The following is an 18,715-nucleotide window of genomic DNA, read 5'->3' on the forward strand; positions in this document are numbered from 1 at the left end:
AGGGGACTAGACCATGAAGCTGATTTCGATCCTGGGCCTTGCCGCCCTTCTCGCCGGCTCCGCCACGACCGCGGCCAAGGCCGACCAGCTCGCCGACGTCAAGGCGCGTGGAAAGCTGATCTGCGGCACGCTCGGCACAGCCGAGCCCTTCTCCTTCCAGCACCCGCAGACCCGCCAGATCGTCGGCTACGACGTCGATATCTGCCAGAAGGTCGCGGATTCGCTCGGCGTGACGCTCGAATTGAAGCCGATCGCGGTGGAGGCGCGCATTCCCGAGCTGACGCAGGGCCGCGTCGACATCCTCGCCGCCAATCTCGGCTATACGCCCGAGCGCGCCCAGCAGATCGACTTCTCCTATTCCTATTTCGTCAGCCAGCAGAAGCTGATGGTCACCAAGGAATCGGGCATCACCACGCTCGACAAACTCGCCGGCAAGAAGGTCACGGCGCTCAAGGGCTCCTCCTCCGAGCAGGGCGTGCGTCGCCTGATCCCAACGGCGGAGACGGTGACCTTCCAGGACACCTCCTCAGCCTATCTCGCTTTGGTCCAGGACAAGGTCGACGCCTTCTGCGCCTCCGAATTGATCCTGGTGAAGCTGCGCCAGCAGAGCCAGGCCAAGACGCCGATGGTGGTGATCGAGAAGTCGCTCTTCGTCGAGCCCTGGGGTCTGGGCCTGCGTCGCGGCGAAACCGCCTTCAAGGACCATGTCAACGGCGTCCTGGCGAAGCTCGCCAGCTCCGGCGAGATCGACACGGTCTTCTCGAAATGGCTGGGCGCCGGCACCGCCTTCGACATCAAGCGCGATTTCCCGATCGAAGAGATCAAGGGCTGAGGGCTTAAGCTCGGCGGCCGGGGGGCGGCGCTATGGGATATGTCTTCGACCTGCGTGGCGTGCTCAGCGGCCAGTATCTCGACTGGTTCGTGATCGGCGTCGCCACCACGCTCGCCTTGACCTGCGTCGCCTGGTGCCTTGCCATGGCGATGGGGATCATCCTGACCCTGATCAGGATGATCCCGCTGCCGCCGCTCGGCTGGTTCGTTGCGCTCTATGTCGAGTATCACCGCAACGTGCCGCTGCTGGTGCAGATCCTCATCTGGTATTTCGGCGTGCCCTCACTGCTGCCGCGCCCGGCCCGGCAATGGATCAACGCCCATCACGGCGAGTTCCTGCTGGCGGCAATCGCGCTCGGGCTCGCCTCGGCGGCCTATATCGCCGAGGATATCCGCAGCGGCATCCGTTCGATCCCCAAGGCGCAATATGAGGCGGCGCGCTCGATCGGCTTCGGCTATCTCGGCGCCATGGGCTATGTCGTGCTGCCGCAGGCGATGCGGATCGCGATCCCGCCCTTGATCAACCAGACCCTGCTGCTGTTCAAGAACACCAGCCTCGCCATGGCGATCGGCGTCGGCGAACTGACCTACCGCACGCGTGAGGTCGAGAGCTACACCTTCAAGACCTTCGAGGCCTTCGCGGTCGCCACCGCGATCTATCTGGCGATCTCCTTCGGCATCATGGCGCTGGGCTCCTATTCGGATCGCCGCCTCAAGCTCGAGACGCGCTGATGCTGGAGATCCTCGAGAACAACTGGCTGCTCTTCCTCGTCGGCCAATACCCGCACGGGCCAATCGGCGGCCTGACCATGACGCTGTTCATGGCGGCGACGGCGCTCGCCCTGTGCTTTCCCTTCGCCATCGCGCTGGCGCTCGCCCGGCTCAGCCCCTATCGCTGGCTGCGCCTGCCGGCGACCGCGATCGTGCATACGGTGCGCGGCCTGCCGCTGATCATGTTCATCTTCTGGACCTATTTCGTCTCGCCGCTGGTGATCGGGCGCGCGGTCGGCGGGGTCGAGACGCTTGTCATCGCGCTGGTGGTCTATGAGGCGGCCTATCTCTCGGAGATCATCCGCGCCGGCATCGAGGGCCTGCCGGCGGGCCAGGTCGAGGCCGCCAAATCGCTGGGGCTGCGCTATTGGCCGACCACCTTCAAGGTCGTGCTGCCGCAGGCGCTGCACAACATGCTGCCGAGCATGGTCAGCCAGTTCGTCTCGACCATCAAGGAAACCTCGCTCGGCTACGTCATCAGCGCCCATGAGGTGACCTTCGCGGCGAGCCAGGTGAACAATGTGCTGCTGACCCAGCCCTTCGAGGTCTATGGCATCCTGGCGCTGACCTATTTCGTGCTGTGTTTCGCCTTGACCTCGCTCGCCCGCTTCATCGAGCGGCGCACCTCGTCGGGGCGCGGCGGGGCGCCCGGCGTCATCGTCGCGGCATGAGGCAAACCATGATCCGGTTCGAGAATGTCGATAAATGGTTCGGGCCGATGCAGGCGCTCGCCGGCGTCTCCGGCGAGGTCGGCCGCGGCGAGGTCAAGGTGCTGGTCGGCCCCTCCGGCTCCGGCAAATCGACCCTGATCCGCACGGTGACGCGGCTGGAGACGATCCAGGGCGGCCGCGTCCTGGTCGACGGTACCGATATCGCCTCCCGCGGCGTCGACATCAATCGCTTACGCCAGCGCGTCGGCTTCGTCTTCCAGGCCTACAACCTGTTCCCGCATCTCTCCGCGATCGGCAACATCACGCTCGGCCTGACCAAATTGCGCGGGATGGGCAAGGCGCAAGCGCGCGAACGCGGCCTGGCCGAGCTCGCCCGCGTCGGCTTGGCTGAGAAGGCCGAGGAGATGCCGGGCAGGCTGTCTGGCGGCCAGCGCCAGCGTGTCGCCATCGCCCGCTCGCTCGCCATGGATCCGCAGGTCATGCTGTTCGACGAGCCGACCTCGGCGCTCGATCCGGAAATGGTCGGCGAAGTCCTCGCCGCGATGAAGCAGCTCGCCGCCAGCGGCATGACCATGATCTGCGTCACCCATGAGATGGGTTTTGCCCGCGAAGTGGCCGACGAGATCTGGTTCATGGAGCGCGGCACGGTGCTCGAGCGCGGCAAGCCGGCCGAGCTCACCGGCACATCGGCGCATTCCCGCCTCCAGGCCTTTCTCGCCTCGACCCGCCATGGCGGCAGCGCCGCGTGACGACGACCGATTGCGGCTGAATGGACTGGCGATCCTTCAGCTGCGGCGAACGGAATGTTGAAGACAAGATTGGCGTGGGGGTAGGATCGATCTCTTGATGCCATAGGCAAAAAAGGGGGAAGTGCCGTGCAGCGCCTGACCGCCAAGGATTTTCCGCAAGAGCTGCTTGAGCTCTACGATTTTTATGCTCACGGAAAAATTACCAAGCGCGAATTCTTAGATCGCGCCGGCAAATTCGCCGTGGGCAGCATGACGGCCGCCTCAATTCTGGCCTCGATGAGCCCCGACTACGCGCTTGCGCAACAAATCTCGTTCACCGATCCCGATATCGTCGCTAGCTATATCACCTACCCCTCTCCGAAGGGCCATGGCGATGTGCGAGGGTACTGGGTGGCCCCGACGAAAGCCACCAGCCGCGTCCCCGCAGTGGTGGTCGTACACGAGAACCGTGGCTTGAACCCTTATATCGAGGATGTCGCCCGCCGGGTGGCAAAGGCCGGCTTCATTGCCCTTGCGCCGGACGGGCTGAGCTCCGTCGGCGGCTATCCCGGCAATGACGACAAGGGCCGCCAGCTGCAGCAGCAGGTCAATCCCGAGAAGCTGATGAACGACTTCTTCGCAGCCATCGAATTCCTTATGAAGAGCGATCAAACCACCGGTAAGGTCGGCATCACGGGCTTCTGCTATGGTGGTGGCGTGGCCAATGCGGCCGCCGTCGCTTATCCGGAGCTTGGTGCCGCCGTACCGTTCTATGGTCGCCAGCCCCGCGCCGAGGATGTGGCACGCATCAAGGCACCTCTCCTGATCCATTATGGTGAGCTCGACACCGGCATCAATGCGGGCTGGCCAGCCTATGAAACGGCACTGAAGGCGGGCGGCAAGACCTATGAAGCGTATATCTATCCTGGCGCCAATCATGGCTTCCACAACGACTCGACCCCGCGCTATGACGAGGCGAACGCCAAGTTGGCCTGGGACCGGACGATAGGCTGGTTCAAGCGCTACCTTACCTGAGCGGGAGGCCGGCTCCATCTCGCAATTGCTAGCGTCCTGCACCCCTGCGCCGATATGCAGATACGCCCATGATCGACGGCCCCAAGATTGACTGCCCAAGAGCGAAACATGACCACGCCGGACATCACCCGCATCCCCAACAAGACGCTTCCCAGCAAGTCGGCCGTGGCGGTCTACCGCCTGCCGGGCGGAGGCGGCTTCCTCTGGGCGGTCGCGACCTCGCCTGACCGCACGCAGGATATCCGGGCGCAAACGCTGGGCGCGCTGGGCGTCATCGAGATCTATCTCAGGGATGCGGGCCTCGACCGCACGCGCATCGTCAAGGCGGAGATCGTGGTGACCGATCACGACAACAAGCCGGCTTTCGACGAAGCCTGGTCGAGCTGGATGCCGGCCGGTTACGGGCCCGTGCGCTCCTTCGTGCAATCGGTGATGCCCGAAGGCGACCTGATCGAGATCATCATCACAGCCGCCCTGCTCCCGACCACCTAGCAGCAGCAGGCAGGATGAGATCAGGGCGATGGTGCTTACTGATCAGGCGGCGCGACCTGGCGCCTGTTCAGACGGCGTGCCGTCCTTGATGGCGCCTTTGATCTGGTCCCGCAGTTCAGGCGTATCCTGATGCCCGTGCACCGCGACGGCGTGCTGCACAGCCACCTCCAGGAGTTCGCCCTCGGTATCGGCGGTAATCGCGACCGAGCACTTCATCTCGCTCGGGAATTCACGGCAGTCGATGAACTTGCGTCCCATGGCATCCTCCCCAATTGGAAGATATCAAGCAGCCTTCCATCACGTCGAATGGAAGCTGCTTGATTCACGATACGCTTACGCAGAGGAACTGGCAAAAGCGAGCAGCAACCGACGCTGCTCAATTCGCTGCGGATCAGGAACAACTGCCAGTTGTCGAAGCCGTCATTTCGGGCACAGCCTAGGCGTTCTTGCGCCATAAAGACGCGGCGCTAGAGCCGCTTCCGATCAAATCGGATCGCTAAACAGCTCCAGCTCTTTGTTTTAATGCGTTTTCTTCACGCGAACCGCTGCCCACTTCGCTCGAAAACGCTCTGGCCGTTGCGGAGTTCGTCTTGCGATACCCGGACATCCGATCGGACATCCCCCGGAAAACCCAAGGACGGCGAGTGACAGCCCCCTCACCTGGCTCGCGACCAGCCGGCCACGTCCCACAGCTCGCTGTCCCAGGGGTTCATCGAAACCCCGTTGAGCGACTTGGCCGCGCCCGAGATATTGCCGCGATGCACGAGCGGGATCACCGTGTAGGACTGCACCAGCATGTCGTTCATCTTGCGCGCGAGCTCGGCTCGGGCAGTGATCCCATCCGTTTTCCGCAACGCCTGCGACACAGCATCGTAATCCTGCGAGCAGTAGCGCGGCATGTTGCTGCCCTGCCATTGCGTGACCGGAGATGGGATCGCCGCGCAGACCCATTTGTTCAGGTAGGATTCCTGGTCGAGGCCCTTCGAGTTGTCAGTGTACATCTCGACATCAGCGTAGAACTTCTGCCGCGTGTCCGGGTTGCCGGCATCGCCGCCGAAAAAGACCGAGCCGCTGACATTGCGAAGATCGACGCTGACGCCGAGAACCTTCCAGTATTCCTTCAGCATGGCCTGGGTGTCCTGCCGCACTCCGCTGGTCGAGGTCAGGAAGGACAGTTTCAGCTTCTGTCCGCCCTTCTCGCGGATGCCGTCAGAGCCGGGCTTCCATCCCGCCTCGTCCAGCAAGGCCTTGGCCGCCGCGACATTGGGCGCCAGGCAGCCGTCATTGGCCGTCGAGACGTATTGCGCGGGCGCCGGCACGACATTGCAGCTCGGTTTGCCCTGATCGCCATAGAGAACCTCCGCGATCTCGGCCCGGTCGGTGGCAAGGGACAGCGCCTTGCGCACGCGGATGTCGCTCAGAATCTTGTTCGGGCCGCCTGCCACGGTCGAGCGCTTGTCACCCAGATCCGATCCGGGATCGGTCAGATTCAGGAACAGGTATTCGACCATCGAGCCGAAGGCCGTCACCGGACGCGCCTTGCCCGCCGAGGTCAGCTTCGCCAGGACGTCGGGCGCCAGTTGCAGGTTCCAGGCGTAATCCGTTTCGCCCGTCTCGAAGACGGCCCGTGCAGCGGACATCGCGTCGCCCCCACCCTTGATCGTCACGCCTGAGAAATGCGGCTTGTCGGCTTCGCGGTAGATCGGGTTCATCGCGTAGACGACGACGTCGTTCGGCTTGAAATCCTTGACCTTGTAGGGGCCGGTGCCGATCGGCGCGAAATTCTGCGCGGTGCAGGACGCGATCTTGGCGCCCATGCACTCCTTGAACTGCGCTTCCTGCAGGATCGGCGTGGTCGAGCTGACGAAGGGCACATAGGGATAGGGCGTCGGCTGCGCGAACCGGATCTCGATGGTCAGATCGTCCTTGGCGATCACGTCCTTGATGCCGTCGAAGGCGTTCGAGGCCGCGCAGCCTGCCCCCGTGGCGGTGCAGTATGTCCAGGTGAAGACCACGTCCTTCGCTGTGAAGGCGCTACCATCCGACCATTTGACGCCGGGGCGCAGCTTCCAGGTGATCATCGTCATGTCGGCCAGGATGCCGCCATTCTCCTTCGTCGGGATCTCGGCGGCCAGCAGCGGCACCAGCGTGCCCTGCGGATCGAACCGCGCGAGAGGCTCGACCACCAGGGCCGCGGCATCGACCTCCTTGCCGATCCCCGACAGATAGGGGTTCAGCGTGGACGCGGCTTGCCAGTAGAAGATCTTCAGATCCCCGTCCGAGCCCCGCTCCGCCTGCGCGGCGAACGGCAGCAGCGCAAGCGCGGCCGTGGTCAAGAACTTAGTCGTGGTCGAGAACTTGGCCATGCTCATTCCGTTCTCTCCTGTGGCTGGCCCCCGTTCGCCTGCGGGCTCCCGCGGGGGACATTCCGACGCGCATTGATTGTTGTAACATACTGTGCAAGACGCTTGATTTGAGTCAATATGTAATAAAGAATACAGGAATGGCCGCACCGCCCCTTTTCGACAGGATTCGCAGCGAAGCCCGGTCGACGGCCGAGCGGAAGGTCGCCTCGGTTCTGCTCGAAGGCTACCCGACGCGCGCGCTGGCGACGGTCGAGGTGCTGGCGAAGCAGGCCTCGGTCAGTGCGCCGACGGTACTGCGCTTCCTCACCAAGATCGGCTTCTCGCGCTTCGCCGATTTCCAGGCCGCGGCGATCGCCGATGTCGAGCGCCAGCTCGGCTCGCCGCTGAACAACATCCGCTCGGAAGCACCGGCTGAGGCACCCCACCATATCTATCAGCGCACCCTGCTGATGCAGGCCGAGGCGCTGCAGGTCGCAGCCGCCCAAGCGATGCCGGCGGAATTCGATGCGATCGTCGACCTGCTGGTGTCCCCCCGGGCGACGATCAAACTGCTGGGCGGGCGTTACAGCCAGAACCTTGCGCAGCGGCTGGCGACGCAGCTTAGCCAGCTGCGGCCCGGCGTCGTCTTCACCCCCCTGACGCTGGGCTTCGCCTATGACCCGCTTGTCGATGCCGGGCCGCAGGACGTCTTCGTGATCTTCGACTACCGCCGCTACCAGAGCGAGCTTCTGACCTTCGCGCGCGGCGTACGGCAAAGCGGCGCGCGCCTTTGCCTGTTCACCGACACCTGGCGTTCACCCATCGCCGAACATGCCGATGCGGTGCTGACTTCGCCCGACGCCTCGACCTCGCCCTTCGGCTCGCGCGTCGTCGCCACCGCCCAGATCGAGGCGATCGTCGCCGCCATCAGCCTGCGCTGCCGCGATGGGAGCCGCGACCGGCTCGCCCGGATCGAGGAACTGCGCACCCTCGGGGCGACCCAGCCGTCCAAGGAGAGCTGACCTCCCGTGAATGCTGACCTGCCATGATTGCTGACCTGCCATGATTGCCGACCTGCCATGAATGCCAATCCGCCGATCGTGCTGAACCCGGACGGTCGCTTGCCCGGGGTGATCGCGGTCGATCATGCCGGCCGGTCGGTCCCAACCGGGCTCGGCGAGCTCGGTCTCGCCCCGGCCTGGCGCGACAGCCACTATTTCTGCGATCTGGGCGTGGCGGAACTCGCCCATGAGCTTGCTGCACGGATCGACGTGCCGATCGTGCTCTGCGACGTCAGCCGCCTCGTGATCGACGTGAACCGCTGGGTCGATGATCCCCGCTCAATCGCCATGGCGCTCGAAGACACGCCGATCACGGCGAATGCCGCCTTGTCCCCGGCTGAAAGAGAGGCCCGGCAGGAGGCCGTCTTCTGGCCCTATCACAGCCTGCTGGGGGCGATCTGGGAGCGCCAGACCGCGCGCCATCCGCGCCCCTTCCTCTTCGCGCTGCACAGCTGCACCCGCGTTTTCGCCGGCCAGCACCGCCCCTGGGATGGCGGCACGATCTGGCATGACGACGACACCCTGTCGCGCCACCTGCTCGGCCATCTCGGCAAGGAAGACGGCCTCGTCCTGGGCGACAACCAGCCCTATTCCGGCCGGAACGGTGTCTTCACCGTCGACTGGCACAGCTATGGCTCGGGCCTGCCGGCCTGCGGTTTCGAGGTGACGAACGACCTTCTGGAGACCGGGCCGGACCGAGCGCGCTGGGCCAGCCGTCTGGCCGGCGCGTTGACGGCCGCCATCGATGACGGAGTTGCCGCGTGACCCGGTTTTCCGCCGAGCCCCCCTATGCGCTGACCGCCGTCGCCGCGCCAGTGACCGAGCGCCTCGCCGGCACGCGCGATGTCGATATGCTCCTGGTCGGCGGCGGCTATGGCGGCCTGCTGACCGCGATCGAACTGGCCGAGGCCGGGGCCCGCGTCGCGGTGATCGAGGCGCGCGACATCGGCGCCGGCGGGTCCGGGCGCAACCACGGCCAGTGCATTCCGGTGTTTGGCTATCTCGATCCCGCGACGCTGCCCGAAAAGGGCGTCGGACTCCTCGCCGAGGCCGGGGCCCGCGTCTTCGAGCGGGTCGCGCGCCACGGCCTGCGCTGCGAAGCTGTCCAGAAGGGCACGCTCAGCGCGGCCTATAACGAGCGGACGCTGGCGACGACCCGGGCGGCGCAGGCGAAATATGCAGGCTACGGCAAGACCGAGCGCTATCTCGACGCCGAGGAGGTCGCCGCGCTGACCGGCACGCGCGCCTTCCTGGGCGGGTGGGTCCACCGCGAGGGAGGCCATCTCAATCCGCTCGGCTATGCGCGCGAACTGGCGCGGCTTGCGCTTTCGCTCGGGGTCGAGGTCTTCACCCACAGCCCGATGACGGGTTTCTCGCGCCGCGACGGTCGCTGGTGCATCCGCACCCCTGATGGCGAAATCCGCGCCAAGACCGTCGGCCTGACGACCGACGCCTATTCCACGGCCGCAATCCCCGGCGCGGTGACGCAGGGCTTCTTCCCGCTGACGAGCTACGCCGTCGCAAGCCGCCCGCTGACGGCTGAGGAACGCGCGGGCGTCATGCCGTCGGGCATGAATTTCGGCGATACCCATCACGACCCGATGTTCTTCCGCATCGACACTTCGGGGCGGATCATCACCGGCGGCCTGCAGGAACCCGGTCGCGGCAGTCGCTTCGACTATACTGCTGCCTTCATGACCCGCCGCCTGTCGCGCATCTGGCCCGTGCTCGAGGGGCTGGACTGGGACTTTATGTGGACCGGCACCGTCAGCATGGCGCTCGACCAGACGCCCTCGATCCAGCGCCTCGACGACGGGCTCTGGGCGCTTTCGGGCTGGTCCGGCCGGGGCGTGCCGACATCGGCCGCGCTGGCCTGCGCCTTCGCTCGCACCCTTGAGGACCCCGCGGCGGGGCTCGCCTGGTGGCCCCAGCGGCAACCGCCGCGGGTCGTCGCCCGCGAGTTGCTGGGGCGGATGGTGCAGCTGTGCCGTGGCCCGTTCAACCAGTTGCGTGACCGGATGGAGGGCTGAAGGCCCTCCCCTCGACGCGGGCCGGCTCAGCGCCCACGGATCCGTGGATCCATCGCGTCGCGCAATCCGTCGCCGATGTAATTGACCGAAAGCACCGTCAGCGAGATCGCGATGCCAGGCAGGATCGCTCGCATCGGATAGAGCTGGATCTGATCGACCGCATCGTAAAGCAACCGCCCCCAGGTCGGGAAATCCGGTGGGAAGCCGAGCCCGAGGAACGACAGCGAGCTTTCTGTCATGATCGCGCTCGCAATCCCGAGCGTGGCGGAAACCAGGATCGGCGACAGCACATTGGGCAGGATGTGGCGCAGGATCATCTTGCCGCGCTGCGTGCCGATCGACCGGGCGGCAAGGATGAATTCGCGTTCCTTCAGGCTCAAAACCTCGCCCCGCACGAGGCGCGCGGTGTGCATCCAGCTGGTTCCGCCGATGGAGGTGACGATCAGCAGGAATATCCCCGTCTCGGCGCCGAGCCATTGCGAGAGCGGCTCGCGGAACAGCATCGACATGACGAGGAGCAGCGGCAGCAGCGGCAGCGCCAGAAACAGATCGGTCAAGCGCATCAGGACCCCGTCGAGCCCGCGCAGGAACCCCGCACAGACCCCCACCAGCGTGCCCAGCAGCAGCGCCAGCCCCATCGCCGTCAGCCCGACCGTCAGCGAGACCCGCCCGCCCGCGATCAATCGCGCCAGCATGTCGCGGCCAAGCTGATCGGTGCCAAGCGGATGCTCCAGCGACGGGCCCTTGTTGCGCAGCCGCATCGCCAGCGCGGTCGGGTCGAGCTGCCACAGCCAGGGCCCCGCGATGACCGCCAGCAGGATCGCCCCCAGGATCACCACGCCAATCACCGCGCCGCGATGGCTGCGGAACCGGCGCCAGACATCGCGCGCCTGGCTCGAGCGCCGGCGGGCAGCGGTCGCGGCGACCTCAGTAAGAGCAGATCCTCGCTCAGTCATAGCGGATCCTCGGATCCAGAACGCCGTACAGGATATCGGCGACCAGGTTGAACAGCACGATCAGCACCGCGAAGATGAAGGTCAGGGTCTGCACCATCGGCACGTCATTCGCCTGGATCGACGAGATCAGCAGCTCGCCGATGCCATTCACCTTGAAGACCTGCTCGGTGATGATGGCACCGCCGAAGATCTGCGGCACGCCCATCGCGATGACGGTCACGACCGGGATCATCGAGTTTCTGAGCACATGGACCAGCACCACGGCCCTTTCGCTCAGGCCGTTGGCACGAGCGGTGCGGACGTAGTCCTGCCGCAAATTGTCGAGCATCGAGGCCCGCATGAACCGGCTGATCTGGCTCGCATTGTAGAGCGCCAGCACCATCACCGGCAGAACCATCTGGCGCAGCTGCGCCAGGAAGCTGTTCCAGTCGGTGACCTTCAGCGTCGTATCGTAGAGCGAGGGAAACCAGTGCAGCTCGACCGAGAAGATCACGATCAGCACGACCCCGGTGAAGAAGGTCGGCACCGAGAAGCCGATCATCGACAGGAAGGTGCCGAGCTGGTCGAACCAGCTATGTTGCCGATAGGCCGAGAGGATGCCGATCGGCAGCGCAATCGCGATCCCCACCAGATAAGCCAGGCCCACGACCCACAGCGTCTGCGGCAGGCGCAGCGCGATGATATCGGCGACGGGCGCGCGCGACTGCCACGAAATCACGCGCTGGCTGTCCCCTGCCAGGTTCAGCCCGAAGAACGTGTCGAGGACATGCAGCGGCTCGATCCAGAAGAACTGCTTGAGCCACAGCAGGTAGCGCAGCATCAGCGGATCGCCGAGGCCGAGCGACTGGCGCATCTTCTCCTTCACCTCGGGCGGAATCGTCAGCGGCAGCTGCGCCATCGGATCGCCGGGCGCGAGGCCGAGAAGCAGGAAGATGACCAGGCTGATCAGCAGGAGCGTCGGGATCGCCACCAGCAGCCGGCGCAGCGTGTATTGGAACATCTGGAGGGCCTCAGCCGCGCATGCGGCGGGCGCAGTCGCCGGCAGCGCCGCATGTGAGGTTCTGATCCATCCTGAAGGCACCTGTCGCGATCGCCGGATTATGTAAAATATATTGCAAGCACGCCATACCGCAGTCAATATGTAACAAATAGTACTTTTTTCGAGACAGGCCCGCACCGCGCCGGATGCTCTGCCCCGGCTGCGGCGGCGCCTTCAAGCCAATAAGATGGCCGGGCCCGTGCCCGGGAGGTTTGATGTTCGATACGTCCCATGCTCCGCAAGCATCCGGCCTGACGCCACTCGTTTCGATCGCGGGCCTGCGCGTCGCGTTCGAGACCGATTCCGGCCCCGTCATCGGCGTGCGCGACATCAGCTTCGACATCGCACCCGGGGAATGCGTCTGCGTGGTCGGCGAATCCGGTTCGGGCAAGTCGGTCTCGGCGCTGTCGCTGATGCGGCTCGTCGAATTCGGCGGCGGCCGGATCGCCGGAGGGGAGCTGCGCTTTCGGCAGGCCGACGGGCGCGTGATCGACCTCGCCCGGACCGATCAGGCAAGGATGCGTGCGATCCGGGGCGACCAGATCGGCATGATCTTCCAGGAGCCGATGACGGCGCTGAATCCCGTCTTCACGATCGAGCGCCAGCTGGTCGAGGTGATCCTGACGCATCGCCGCATCCCGGCGACTGCGGCGCGCGCCCGCGCGCTCGACCTGCTGACGCAGATGCAGATCAGCGAGCCCGAGCGCCGCCTGAAGCAATATCCGCATGAATTGTCGGGCGGCATGCGCCAGCGCGTCGTGATCGCCATGGCGATGGCCTGCGAGCCGCGCCTGCTGATCTGCGATGAGCCGACGACCGCGCTCGACGTGACGATCCAGGCCGAGATACTCGCTTTGATCGACAGGTTGAAGCGCGAGACGGGAACGGCTGTGCTGTTCATCACCCACGACATGGCCGTGGTCGCGCAGATGGCCGACCGGGTCGTGGTGATGTATCGCGGCGACAAGGTCGAGGATGGTCCCGTCGAGGCGATCTTCTCCGACCAGCGACACCCTTATACGCGCGCGCTGCTCGCCGCCGTGCCCAGGCTGGGCGAGATGCGCGGCACGACCTGCCCAGCCCCGATGCGCGGCATCGCGACCGGCGATGCCCCACGCGCAGCGGCCGCCCCCTCCATCGCGACAGCTGCCGGGACGGAGGCTGCGCCGCTTCTCGAGGTGCGTCACCTGTGCACCCGGTTCCCTGTCCAGAAGGGGCTGCTGCGCCGGACCATCGCCAATGTCCACGCGGTCGAGGATGTGAGCTTCACCATCGACCGTGGCCAGACGCTCAGCCTCGTCGGCGAGTCGGGCTGCGGCAAGTCGACCTGCGGCCGCTCGATCCTGCGCCTCATCCAACCCTTGTCGGGCGAGGTGGTGCTGGACGGGCAGGACGTTCTGGCCCAGTCGAGGCAGGGAATGCACGCACTGCGCCGCAAGATGCAGATGATCTTCCAGGATCCCTATGCGAGCCTCGACCCGCGAATGCGCCTGTTCGACCAGGTGGCGGAGCCCCTGCTCAATTACGACCGGCTGTCGGGACAGGCCCTGCACCGGCGCGTGGCAGAGCTGTTCGACCGCGTGCGCCTGCCCGCCGCCTTCATCGAGCTTTACCCGCACGAGCTTTCGGGCGGCCAGCGTCAGCGCATCGCCATCGCCCGCGCGCTTGCCCTCAACCCGAAGCTGATCATCGCCGATGAGGCCGTATCGGCGCTGGATGTCTCGGTGCAGGCGCAGGTGCTGAACCTGCTGATGGAGCTGCAGGCGGATCTGGGAATTTCCTGTCTGTTCATCAGCCACGACATGTCCGTCGTCGAGCGGATCAGCCATCGTGTCGCAGTGATGTATCTGGGCCGGATCGTCGAAATCGGCCCGCGTGCCGCAATCTTCGAGACCCCGCAGCACCCCTATACAAGGGCTCTTCTGTCGGCGGTTCCGATCGCCGATCCGGCGCGACGGACGACGCGCAGCCTGACCGGCCACCCGGTCCTAAGCTCGCCCATCCATCCCGCCGGTCACGTGGCCGCGCCGTCGCAATACAGCGAAGTCGCGCCCGGTCATCTGGTGCTCTGCCCAGCTGAATAGGCGCTCCGAAGGACGCCTTGCGTCAGCTGGACGGGCAGCGGGACCGAAGGGGGGACATATCGTGGGGGCAACCCTCGACTACCGCCCCCCTCGGTTACGACAGCGCCATGAACCGCACGGTCTTCTTGGCTTTATGTCGAGCAGGTCCGATTTGAGGTCAGGCGTACTTTTCCAGGGGCGCATTCTGGGTGGTCCCAGCCATGCCGATCTCTTTTGATACCGTGCCAAACTGCCGCTAAAGCATTTTCGAGCGAAGTGGACCCCGGTTCGCGTGAAGACAATGCGATAAAATAAGGAGCTAGAGCATTTCCGCGATTCGAAGAAACGCGGAAATGCTCTAGGCTCTCGCGTTGACATCTCAAGGCCTGAAGGGCGCGACAGCGACAATGCGGTTATCTCATGTGGAGGCATTCCGAGCCGTCATGGTCTCAGGCTCCACCACGGCTGCGGCCCGCATCCTCCACACGTCTCAGCCCAATGTCAGCCGATCGATCGCGCAGTTGGAAAAGGCCACTGGGCTGCGTCTGTTTGATCGATTGCCGGGGAAGGTCGTTCCGACAAGTGACGGGGTCTCATTCTTCAAAGAGGTGCAGCGCAGCTTCGTCGGACTGCAACGCCTCGATGAAGCCGCTAATCGCATCCGCAGGTTCAGCGGCGGCATCCTGAGAATCGCGGCGATCCAGACATTGGCCCTCGGCTTGATTCCCAAGACGATCAAGCGCTTCGCTGAGATCTACCCCGAAGCAAGTATCTCCATCCATGCCGGGCATTCCACCGCAGTCTCGCAATGGGTCGACGAACAGTTTTGCGATATCGGCATCGTCTCGCATCTCATCGAAAGCTATGGCTTCGAAAGCGAAGAACTGTACCGGATTGACGGCGTATGCCTGATGCCGAAGAACCACCGTCTCGCAGCCAAGATGTGCGTTGAGCCGGCGGACTTGGCGGGAGAGCCCTTTATTTCGTTCGCCCGAAACGACTTCGGACGCTCCGCTGTCGACGAGGTTTTTGAGCAGGCCGCCGTCAGCCGCCGGATCACCCTCGAGACCTCCTACAGTTCGATCACCTGCTCCTTGGTTGCGCAGGGGCTTGGTCTCGCCATCGTCAACCCGATCGCGGCCCAGGACTTCCGCCATATGGGCGTGGTGATGCGTCCCTTCCGCCCGGCACTCGAACACGCTGCAATGTTGATCTACTCCAAAGCCCGCCCGGAAGATCGTCTGGTCGCGAGCTTTGTCGAGGTCCTCAAGCTCGTGACGATCGAAGAGCAAGATGCGCTTTTGGCGCCTCCGCAATCGCTCGCGACCAGCATGATACCCTTGTCGGACTGAACGTCAGCGCTTCCTGGCCTCACCGGTATTCGACCCGCAACCGGCCGACTTTGTTTGAACTGGCCCGTTTGGGATGGTCGCGTGGCAGCTAGACGACATACGCGTGCCGCGACACATCCCGACCTCGCCGAGGACCGAGCCTCGCGCACCAGCCCGTGATGCCCAAAACGGCTCATTGAATGCGCTGGCCCTATATCATCAGTGCATAGGCCCTCGGTTCATTTCTATTTGCTCTGATGAGAGCCGGTAAATAGTCTTGGATGTCTGCAGGAGCTTGGGGCGAGAGAGATGCGCCCCTCCTTTCAGATCTACCGAAGAAAATTCGGAGGGGAAAATGAAGTATCTGCGAACCCTATTGCTCGTTGGAACGACAGCTATTAGCTCATCTGCATATGCTCAGCAGACGATGTACGTTGCGGGCCCCGGCGGCAGCACTCAGAAACTGATTCAATCACAGATCATTCCTGAGTTCGAAGCCAAGCATAACGTGAAAATCACCTATGTTCCTGGCATCTCCAGCGAGATCGTTGCGAAGCTGCAAGCGCAGAGCGGCAAGCAGGAGATTAACGTCGCCATCGTCGATGACGGTCCGCTCTATCAGGCAATCCAGTTTGGATACTGCGATAAGCTGGCTGACGCGCCGATCTACAAGGACGTCTACACCTTTGCTCATTTCGGCCGGAACGGAATCGGCATTGGCCTTGTGGGGACCGGTATCGCTTACAACAAAGCAAGTTTCGAGAAGAAGGGCTGGGCTCCTCCGACGTCCTGGAAGGATCTCACCGACAAGAAGTATTCCCAGCGTTTTACCGCGTCTTCGCTGTCGGGAACCTATGGCGTCCATACGCTCGTGATGTTCGCCCGGATCAACGGCGGCGATGAGAAGAACATCGATCCTGGCTTCGAAGCCATTCGCAAGGATCTCGTGCCGAACGTCCTGAGCTGGTCGTCGTCACCCGCAAAGCTCGCCGAGATGTTCCAGAACAACGATGTCGACGTCGCTGTCTGGGGCAGCAGCCGTGCGATTGCGATGAAGAGCACCGGCTTCCCTCTTGAATTCGTCTACCCGCAGGAGGGTGCGCCGGTTCTCGTTCTGGGCGCCTGCCCCGTCGTTCAGAACAGCGCGCCCGAGGCATCCCAGGCCTTCCTGCAATATCTGGTCACGCCGGAAGTTCAGGCAAAGCTGGCCTTAGAGGGGCTGGGGCCGACGAATCGCCTGACCGCTCTGGATGACAAGCTCGCGGCGGGGCTGCCCTACCGGAAAAACGTCGACAACATGATCCCCATGAATTGGCCCGAGATCAACAAGAAGCGTGCCGAGTGGACGAACCGCTGGAATCGCACGATCGAAAGGTGAGCGCGGCTCTCCGCTGATCACGCCAGCCGTCCAAGCGAAAGCCATCATATGAGCAGCTTGTCTCTACGAGACCTGTCGAAGACCTATGGCCCTGTCCAGGCGGTTCGCGGCGTAGATTTGGAGGTCGAGGAGGGAGAATTCCTGTCGCTCCTCGGCCCTTCCGGATGCGGCAAGACGACGACGCTGCAGATGGTCGCGGGGTTCGTGCCGCCGACCACCGGCAGCGTCGTGGTCGATGGGCAGGATCTGACCAACGTCGCGCCGGAAAAGCGCGACATGGGCGTCGTCTTCCAAAGCTATGCGCTGTTCCCGCACATGAGCGTGGCACAGAATATCGGCTTCGGTCTTGAGATGCGGCGCGTGAAGGGGACCGAGCTGCGCAGGCGGATCGAAGAAGCGCTCGCCATGGTGCGCCTCTCCGGTCTGGAGGGCCGCTACCCGACGCAGCTTTCGGGCGGTCAGCGCCAACGGGTCGCCATCGCGCGGGCGCTTGCGATCCGTCCCCGTGTCCTCCTGCTGGACGAGCCCATGTCGAATCTCGACGCCAAGCTCCGCGGGGAGATGCATGTTGAGCTCCGGGCGCTGCAGCGGCGTCTTGGCATCACCGCGATCCTGGTGACGCACGATCAGGTCGAGGCGATGACGATGAGCGACAGGATCGCCGTCATGACGAATGGCGGGATCGCGCAACTCGGCAGTCCACAAGAGCTTTATGACAAGCCGACCACGGAGTTCGCGGCCAAGTTCCTCGGGCACACCAACGTCCTGACCGGACACATTGCATCCTGGCGCGACGGTGCGGCCGTCATCCGCGTGGGCTCCTCGTCATTTTCTGCGGAGACCGACGAAGGCCGTGTCGGTTCCGACATCAAGGTGTTCGTTCGCCCGGAGCGCCTCCGGATCGGTCCGGACGAGGAGGCGACGGTGGCCGGGCGGGTGAGGACGCGGCTCTTCCTCGGCGGCCTGTGGATCTACGAGGTCGAAACCGATGTCGGGACACTGCGCGTCACCACCCAGAACCTCGGAACGGCGCAACCCCAGGAGGGCGATGCGGTTGGCGTCAGCTGGCGCGCCGAGGATCTGCGGGTGGTTGCTCCGGAGGTGACCCATGGCTGACGGAACACCCCAAGGGAGCGGGGCTCCGTGGTTCCTGTCGATGCCGGCCCTTGCGTTGTTCCTGGGTCTGCTCGCCGTGCCGTTGGTCTTGACGGCGATCCTGTCGTTCAACGCATTCGACGGCATGCGCGGGATCCAGCCTACCTATAGTTTTGGCAACTACATCGAGATCCTCTTCGACGGCTACTATCAGGAAATCTTCCTTCGCACCGGTGGTATGGCCCTTGGCGTCACCGTCCTCTGCATCATTCTGGGCGTGCCGGAAACGCTGATCCTCGCGAAGATGAAGCCCGTTTGGCGCGGCACCTTCTTCGTCGTCATTCTCGGCCCGCTGCTGATCTCGGTTGTCGTCCGCACGCTGGGCTGGTCGGTCCTGCTCGGCAGCCAGGGCCTAGTCAATTCCACCCTGCTCCGGCTTGGGCTTGTGGATCAGCCGGTTCGGCTTCTCTTCTCCATGACGGGCGTGATCATCGTGCTGACGCACGTCTTCCTACCCTTCATGATCATCGCCGTCTGGAGCGCGCTGCAACGGCTCGACAATCAGGTCGAACATGCCGCGAGATCTCTGGGCGCCGGGCCGCTGACGAGCTTCCGCCGCATCATCCTGCCACAACTCATGCCCGGCATCCTGTCGGGCGCGATCATCGTGTTCGCCCTGTCCGCATCTGCGTATGCGACGCCGGCGATCATCGGCGGCCGGAGGGTCAAGGTCGTCGCGACAACGCTCTATGACGAGTTCTTCAATTCCCTGAACTGGCCGCTCGGGGCAGCCATCGCAGTCCTGCTCCTGCTCGCCAACATCCTCATCATCGTTGGATGCAACCGGCTCGTGGAGCGGCGTTTCAAGCAGGTGTTCGCATGAGCGGCG

18 protein-coding genes are annotated in these 18,715 nt (G+C 64.2%); 14 read left to right on the plus strand and 4 right to left on the minus strand.

Annotated elements, in window-relative coordinates; translation table 11 throughout:
• Positions 1–13 precede the first annotated feature (13 nt).
• The 6 genes from ACSQ3P_RS07540 to ACSQ3P_RS07565 all read left to right on the plus strand — a co-directional run bounded on the left by ACSQ3P_RS07540 (position 14) and on the right by ACSQ3P_RS07565 (position 4,528).
• A complete protein-coding gene (locus ACSQ3P_RS07540; protein WP_436164948.1) occupies positions 14–832 on the plus strand; it encodes an ABC transporter substrate-binding protein in 819 nt (272 codons plus the stop codon).
• A 32-nt stretch (positions 833–864) separates the two neighbouring features.
• Positions 865–1,563: an amino acid ABC transporter permease gene (locus ACSQ3P_RS07545; RefSeq protein WP_069691196.1), complete on the plus strand. Its 699-nt coding sequence runs from the start codon at positions 865–867 to the stop codon at positions 1,561–1,563.
• Positions 1,563–2,273, plus strand: a complete 711-nt coding sequence (locus ACSQ3P_RS07550) for an amino acid ABC transporter permease (RefSeq protein ID WP_069691195.1) — start codon at positions 1,563–1,565, stop codon at positions 2,271–2,273. Before ACSQ3P_RS07545 ends, ACSQ3P_RS07550 begins: the two co-directional genes overlap by 1 nt.
• An 8-nt stretch (positions 2,274–2,281) precedes the next feature.
• On the plus strand, positions 2,282–3,022 hold the full coding sequence (locus tag ACSQ3P_RS07555; RefSeq protein ID WP_436164949.1) for an amino acid ABC transporter ATP-binding protein: 741 nt from the start codon (positions 2,282–2,284) through the stop codon (positions 3,020–3,022).
• Positions 3,023–3,148: 126 nt separating this feature from the next.
• Positions 3,149–4,036 (plus strand): YghX family hydrolase, encoded by an 888-nt coding sequence (gene yghX, locus ACSQ3P_RS07560; protein ID WP_436164950.1) that lies wholly within the window; start codon positions 3,149–3,151, stop codon positions 4,034–4,036.
• A 108-nt stretch (positions 4,037–4,144) separates the two neighbouring features.
• Positions 4,145–4,528 carry a RidA family protein gene (locus tag ACSQ3P_RS07565; RefSeq protein WP_436164951.1) on the plus strand — a complete coding sequence of 128 codons (384 nt, stop codon included), beginning with the start codon at positions 4,145–4,147 and terminating at the stop codon, positions 4,526–4,528.
• A gap of 42 nt (positions 4,529–4,570) precedes the next feature.
• Here the strand turns inward: ACSQ3P_RS07565 and ACSQ3P_RS07570 are convergent, their stop codons facing one another.
• Positions 4,571–4,786: a DUF1059 domain-containing protein gene (locus ACSQ3P_RS07570; protein WP_311915727.1), complete on the minus strand. Its 216-nt coding sequence runs from the start codon at positions 4,784–4,786 to the stop codon at positions 4,571–4,573.
• Between the two features lie 398 nt (positions 4,787–5,184).
• Positions 5,185–6,900 (minus strand): peptide ABC transporter substrate-binding protein, encoded by a 1,716-nt coding sequence (locus tag ACSQ3P_RS07575; protein WP_436164952.1) that lies wholly within the window; start codon positions 6,898–6,900, stop codon positions 5,185–5,187.
• A 131-nt stretch (positions 6,901–7,031) separates the two neighbouring features.
• Here ACSQ3P_RS07575 and ACSQ3P_RS07580 point away from each other — a divergent pair, with 131 nt between their 5' ends.
• The 3 genes from ACSQ3P_RS07580 to ACSQ3P_RS07590 are packed head-to-tail and all read left to right on the plus strand — an operon-like array spanning position 7,032 to position 9,964.
• Positions 7,032–7,895: a MurR/RpiR family transcriptional regulator gene (locus ACSQ3P_RS07580; RefSeq protein WP_436164953.1), complete on the plus strand. Its 864-nt coding sequence runs from the start codon at positions 7,032–7,034 to the stop codon at positions 7,893–7,895.
• A gap of 57 nt (positions 7,896–7,952) precedes the next feature.
• Positions 7,953–8,699 (plus strand): N-formylglutamate amidohydrolase, encoded by a 747-nt coding sequence (locus tag ACSQ3P_RS07585; RefSeq protein WP_436164954.1) that lies wholly within the window; start codon positions 7,953–7,955, stop codon positions 8,697–8,699.
• Positions 8,696–9,964 carry an NAD(P)/FAD-dependent oxidoreductase gene (locus ACSQ3P_RS07590; protein WP_436164955.1) on the plus strand — a complete coding sequence of 423 codons (1,269 nt, stop codon included), beginning with the start codon at positions 8,696–8,698 and terminating at the stop codon, positions 9,962–9,964. Before ACSQ3P_RS07585 ends, ACSQ3P_RS07590 begins: the two co-directional genes overlap by 4 nt.
• Before the next feature lie 26 nt (positions 9,965–9,990).
• On the opposite strand, the gene ACSQ3P_RS07595 is transcribed toward ACSQ3P_RS07590, so the two are convergent.
• Together ACSQ3P_RS07595 and ACSQ3P_RS07600 are read right to left on the minus strand one after the other, a co-directional pair.
• Positions 9,991–10,920, minus strand: coding sequence for an ABC transporter permease (locus ACSQ3P_RS07595; RefSeq protein WP_436164956.1), 930 nt, complete (start codon positions 10,918–10,920; stop codon positions 9,991–9,993).
• The gene (locus ACSQ3P_RS07600) at positions 10,913–11,920 is read right to left on the minus strand and encodes an ABC transporter permease (protein WP_436164957.1); all 1,008 of its coding nucleotides are present in this window, start codon (positions 11,918–11,920) and stop codon (positions 10,913–10,915) included. The genes ACSQ3P_RS07595 and ACSQ3P_RS07600 overlap by 8 nt, the downstream gene beginning before the upstream one ends.
• A 254-nt stretch (positions 11,921–12,174) precedes the next feature.
• Here ACSQ3P_RS07600 and ACSQ3P_RS07605 point away from each other — a divergent pair, with 254 nt between their 5' ends.
• The 5 genes from ACSQ3P_RS07605 to ACSQ3P_RS07625 all read left to right on the plus strand — a co-directional run bounded on the left by ACSQ3P_RS07605 (position 12,175) and on the right by ACSQ3P_RS07625 (position 18,709).
• Positions 12,175–14,043, plus strand: coding sequence for an ABC transporter ATP-binding protein (locus tag ACSQ3P_RS07605; RefSeq protein WP_436164958.1), 1,869 nt, complete (start codon positions 12,175–12,177; stop codon positions 14,041–14,043).
• Positions 14,044–14,429: 386 nt separating this feature from the next.
• Positions 14,430–15,374 carry a LysR substrate-binding domain-containing protein gene (locus ACSQ3P_RS07610; protein WP_436165179.1) on the plus strand — a complete coding sequence of 315 codons (945 nt, stop codon included), beginning with the start codon at positions 14,430–14,432 and terminating at the stop codon, positions 15,372–15,374.
• Positions 15,375–15,708: 334 nt separating this feature from the next.
• On the plus strand, positions 15,709–16,731 hold the full coding sequence (locus ACSQ3P_RS07615) for an ABC transporter substrate-binding protein (RefSeq protein ID WP_436164959.1): 1,023 nt from the start codon (positions 15,709–15,711) through the stop codon (positions 16,729–16,731).
• Positions 16,732–16,779: 48 nt separating this feature from the next.
• Complete coding sequence (locus ACSQ3P_RS07620) at positions 16,780–17,847, plus strand: ABC transporter ATP-binding protein (RefSeq protein WP_436164960.1); 1,068 nt, start codon at positions 16,780–16,782, stop codon at positions 17,845–17,847.
• 88 nt (positions 17,848–17,935) lie between these two features.
• Positions 17,936–18,709: an ABC transporter permease gene (locus ACSQ3P_RS07625; protein WP_436164961.1), complete on the plus strand. Its 774-nt coding sequence runs from the start codon at positions 17,936–17,938 to the stop codon at positions 18,707–18,709.
• Positions 18,710–18,715: the final 6 nt, after the last annotated feature.

The sequence above is a fragment of the Allobosea sp. LjRoot9 genome (assembly GCF_964252745.1).
GTDB lineage: Bacteria > Pseudomonadota > Alphaproteobacteria > Rhizobiales > Beijerinckiaceae > Allobosea.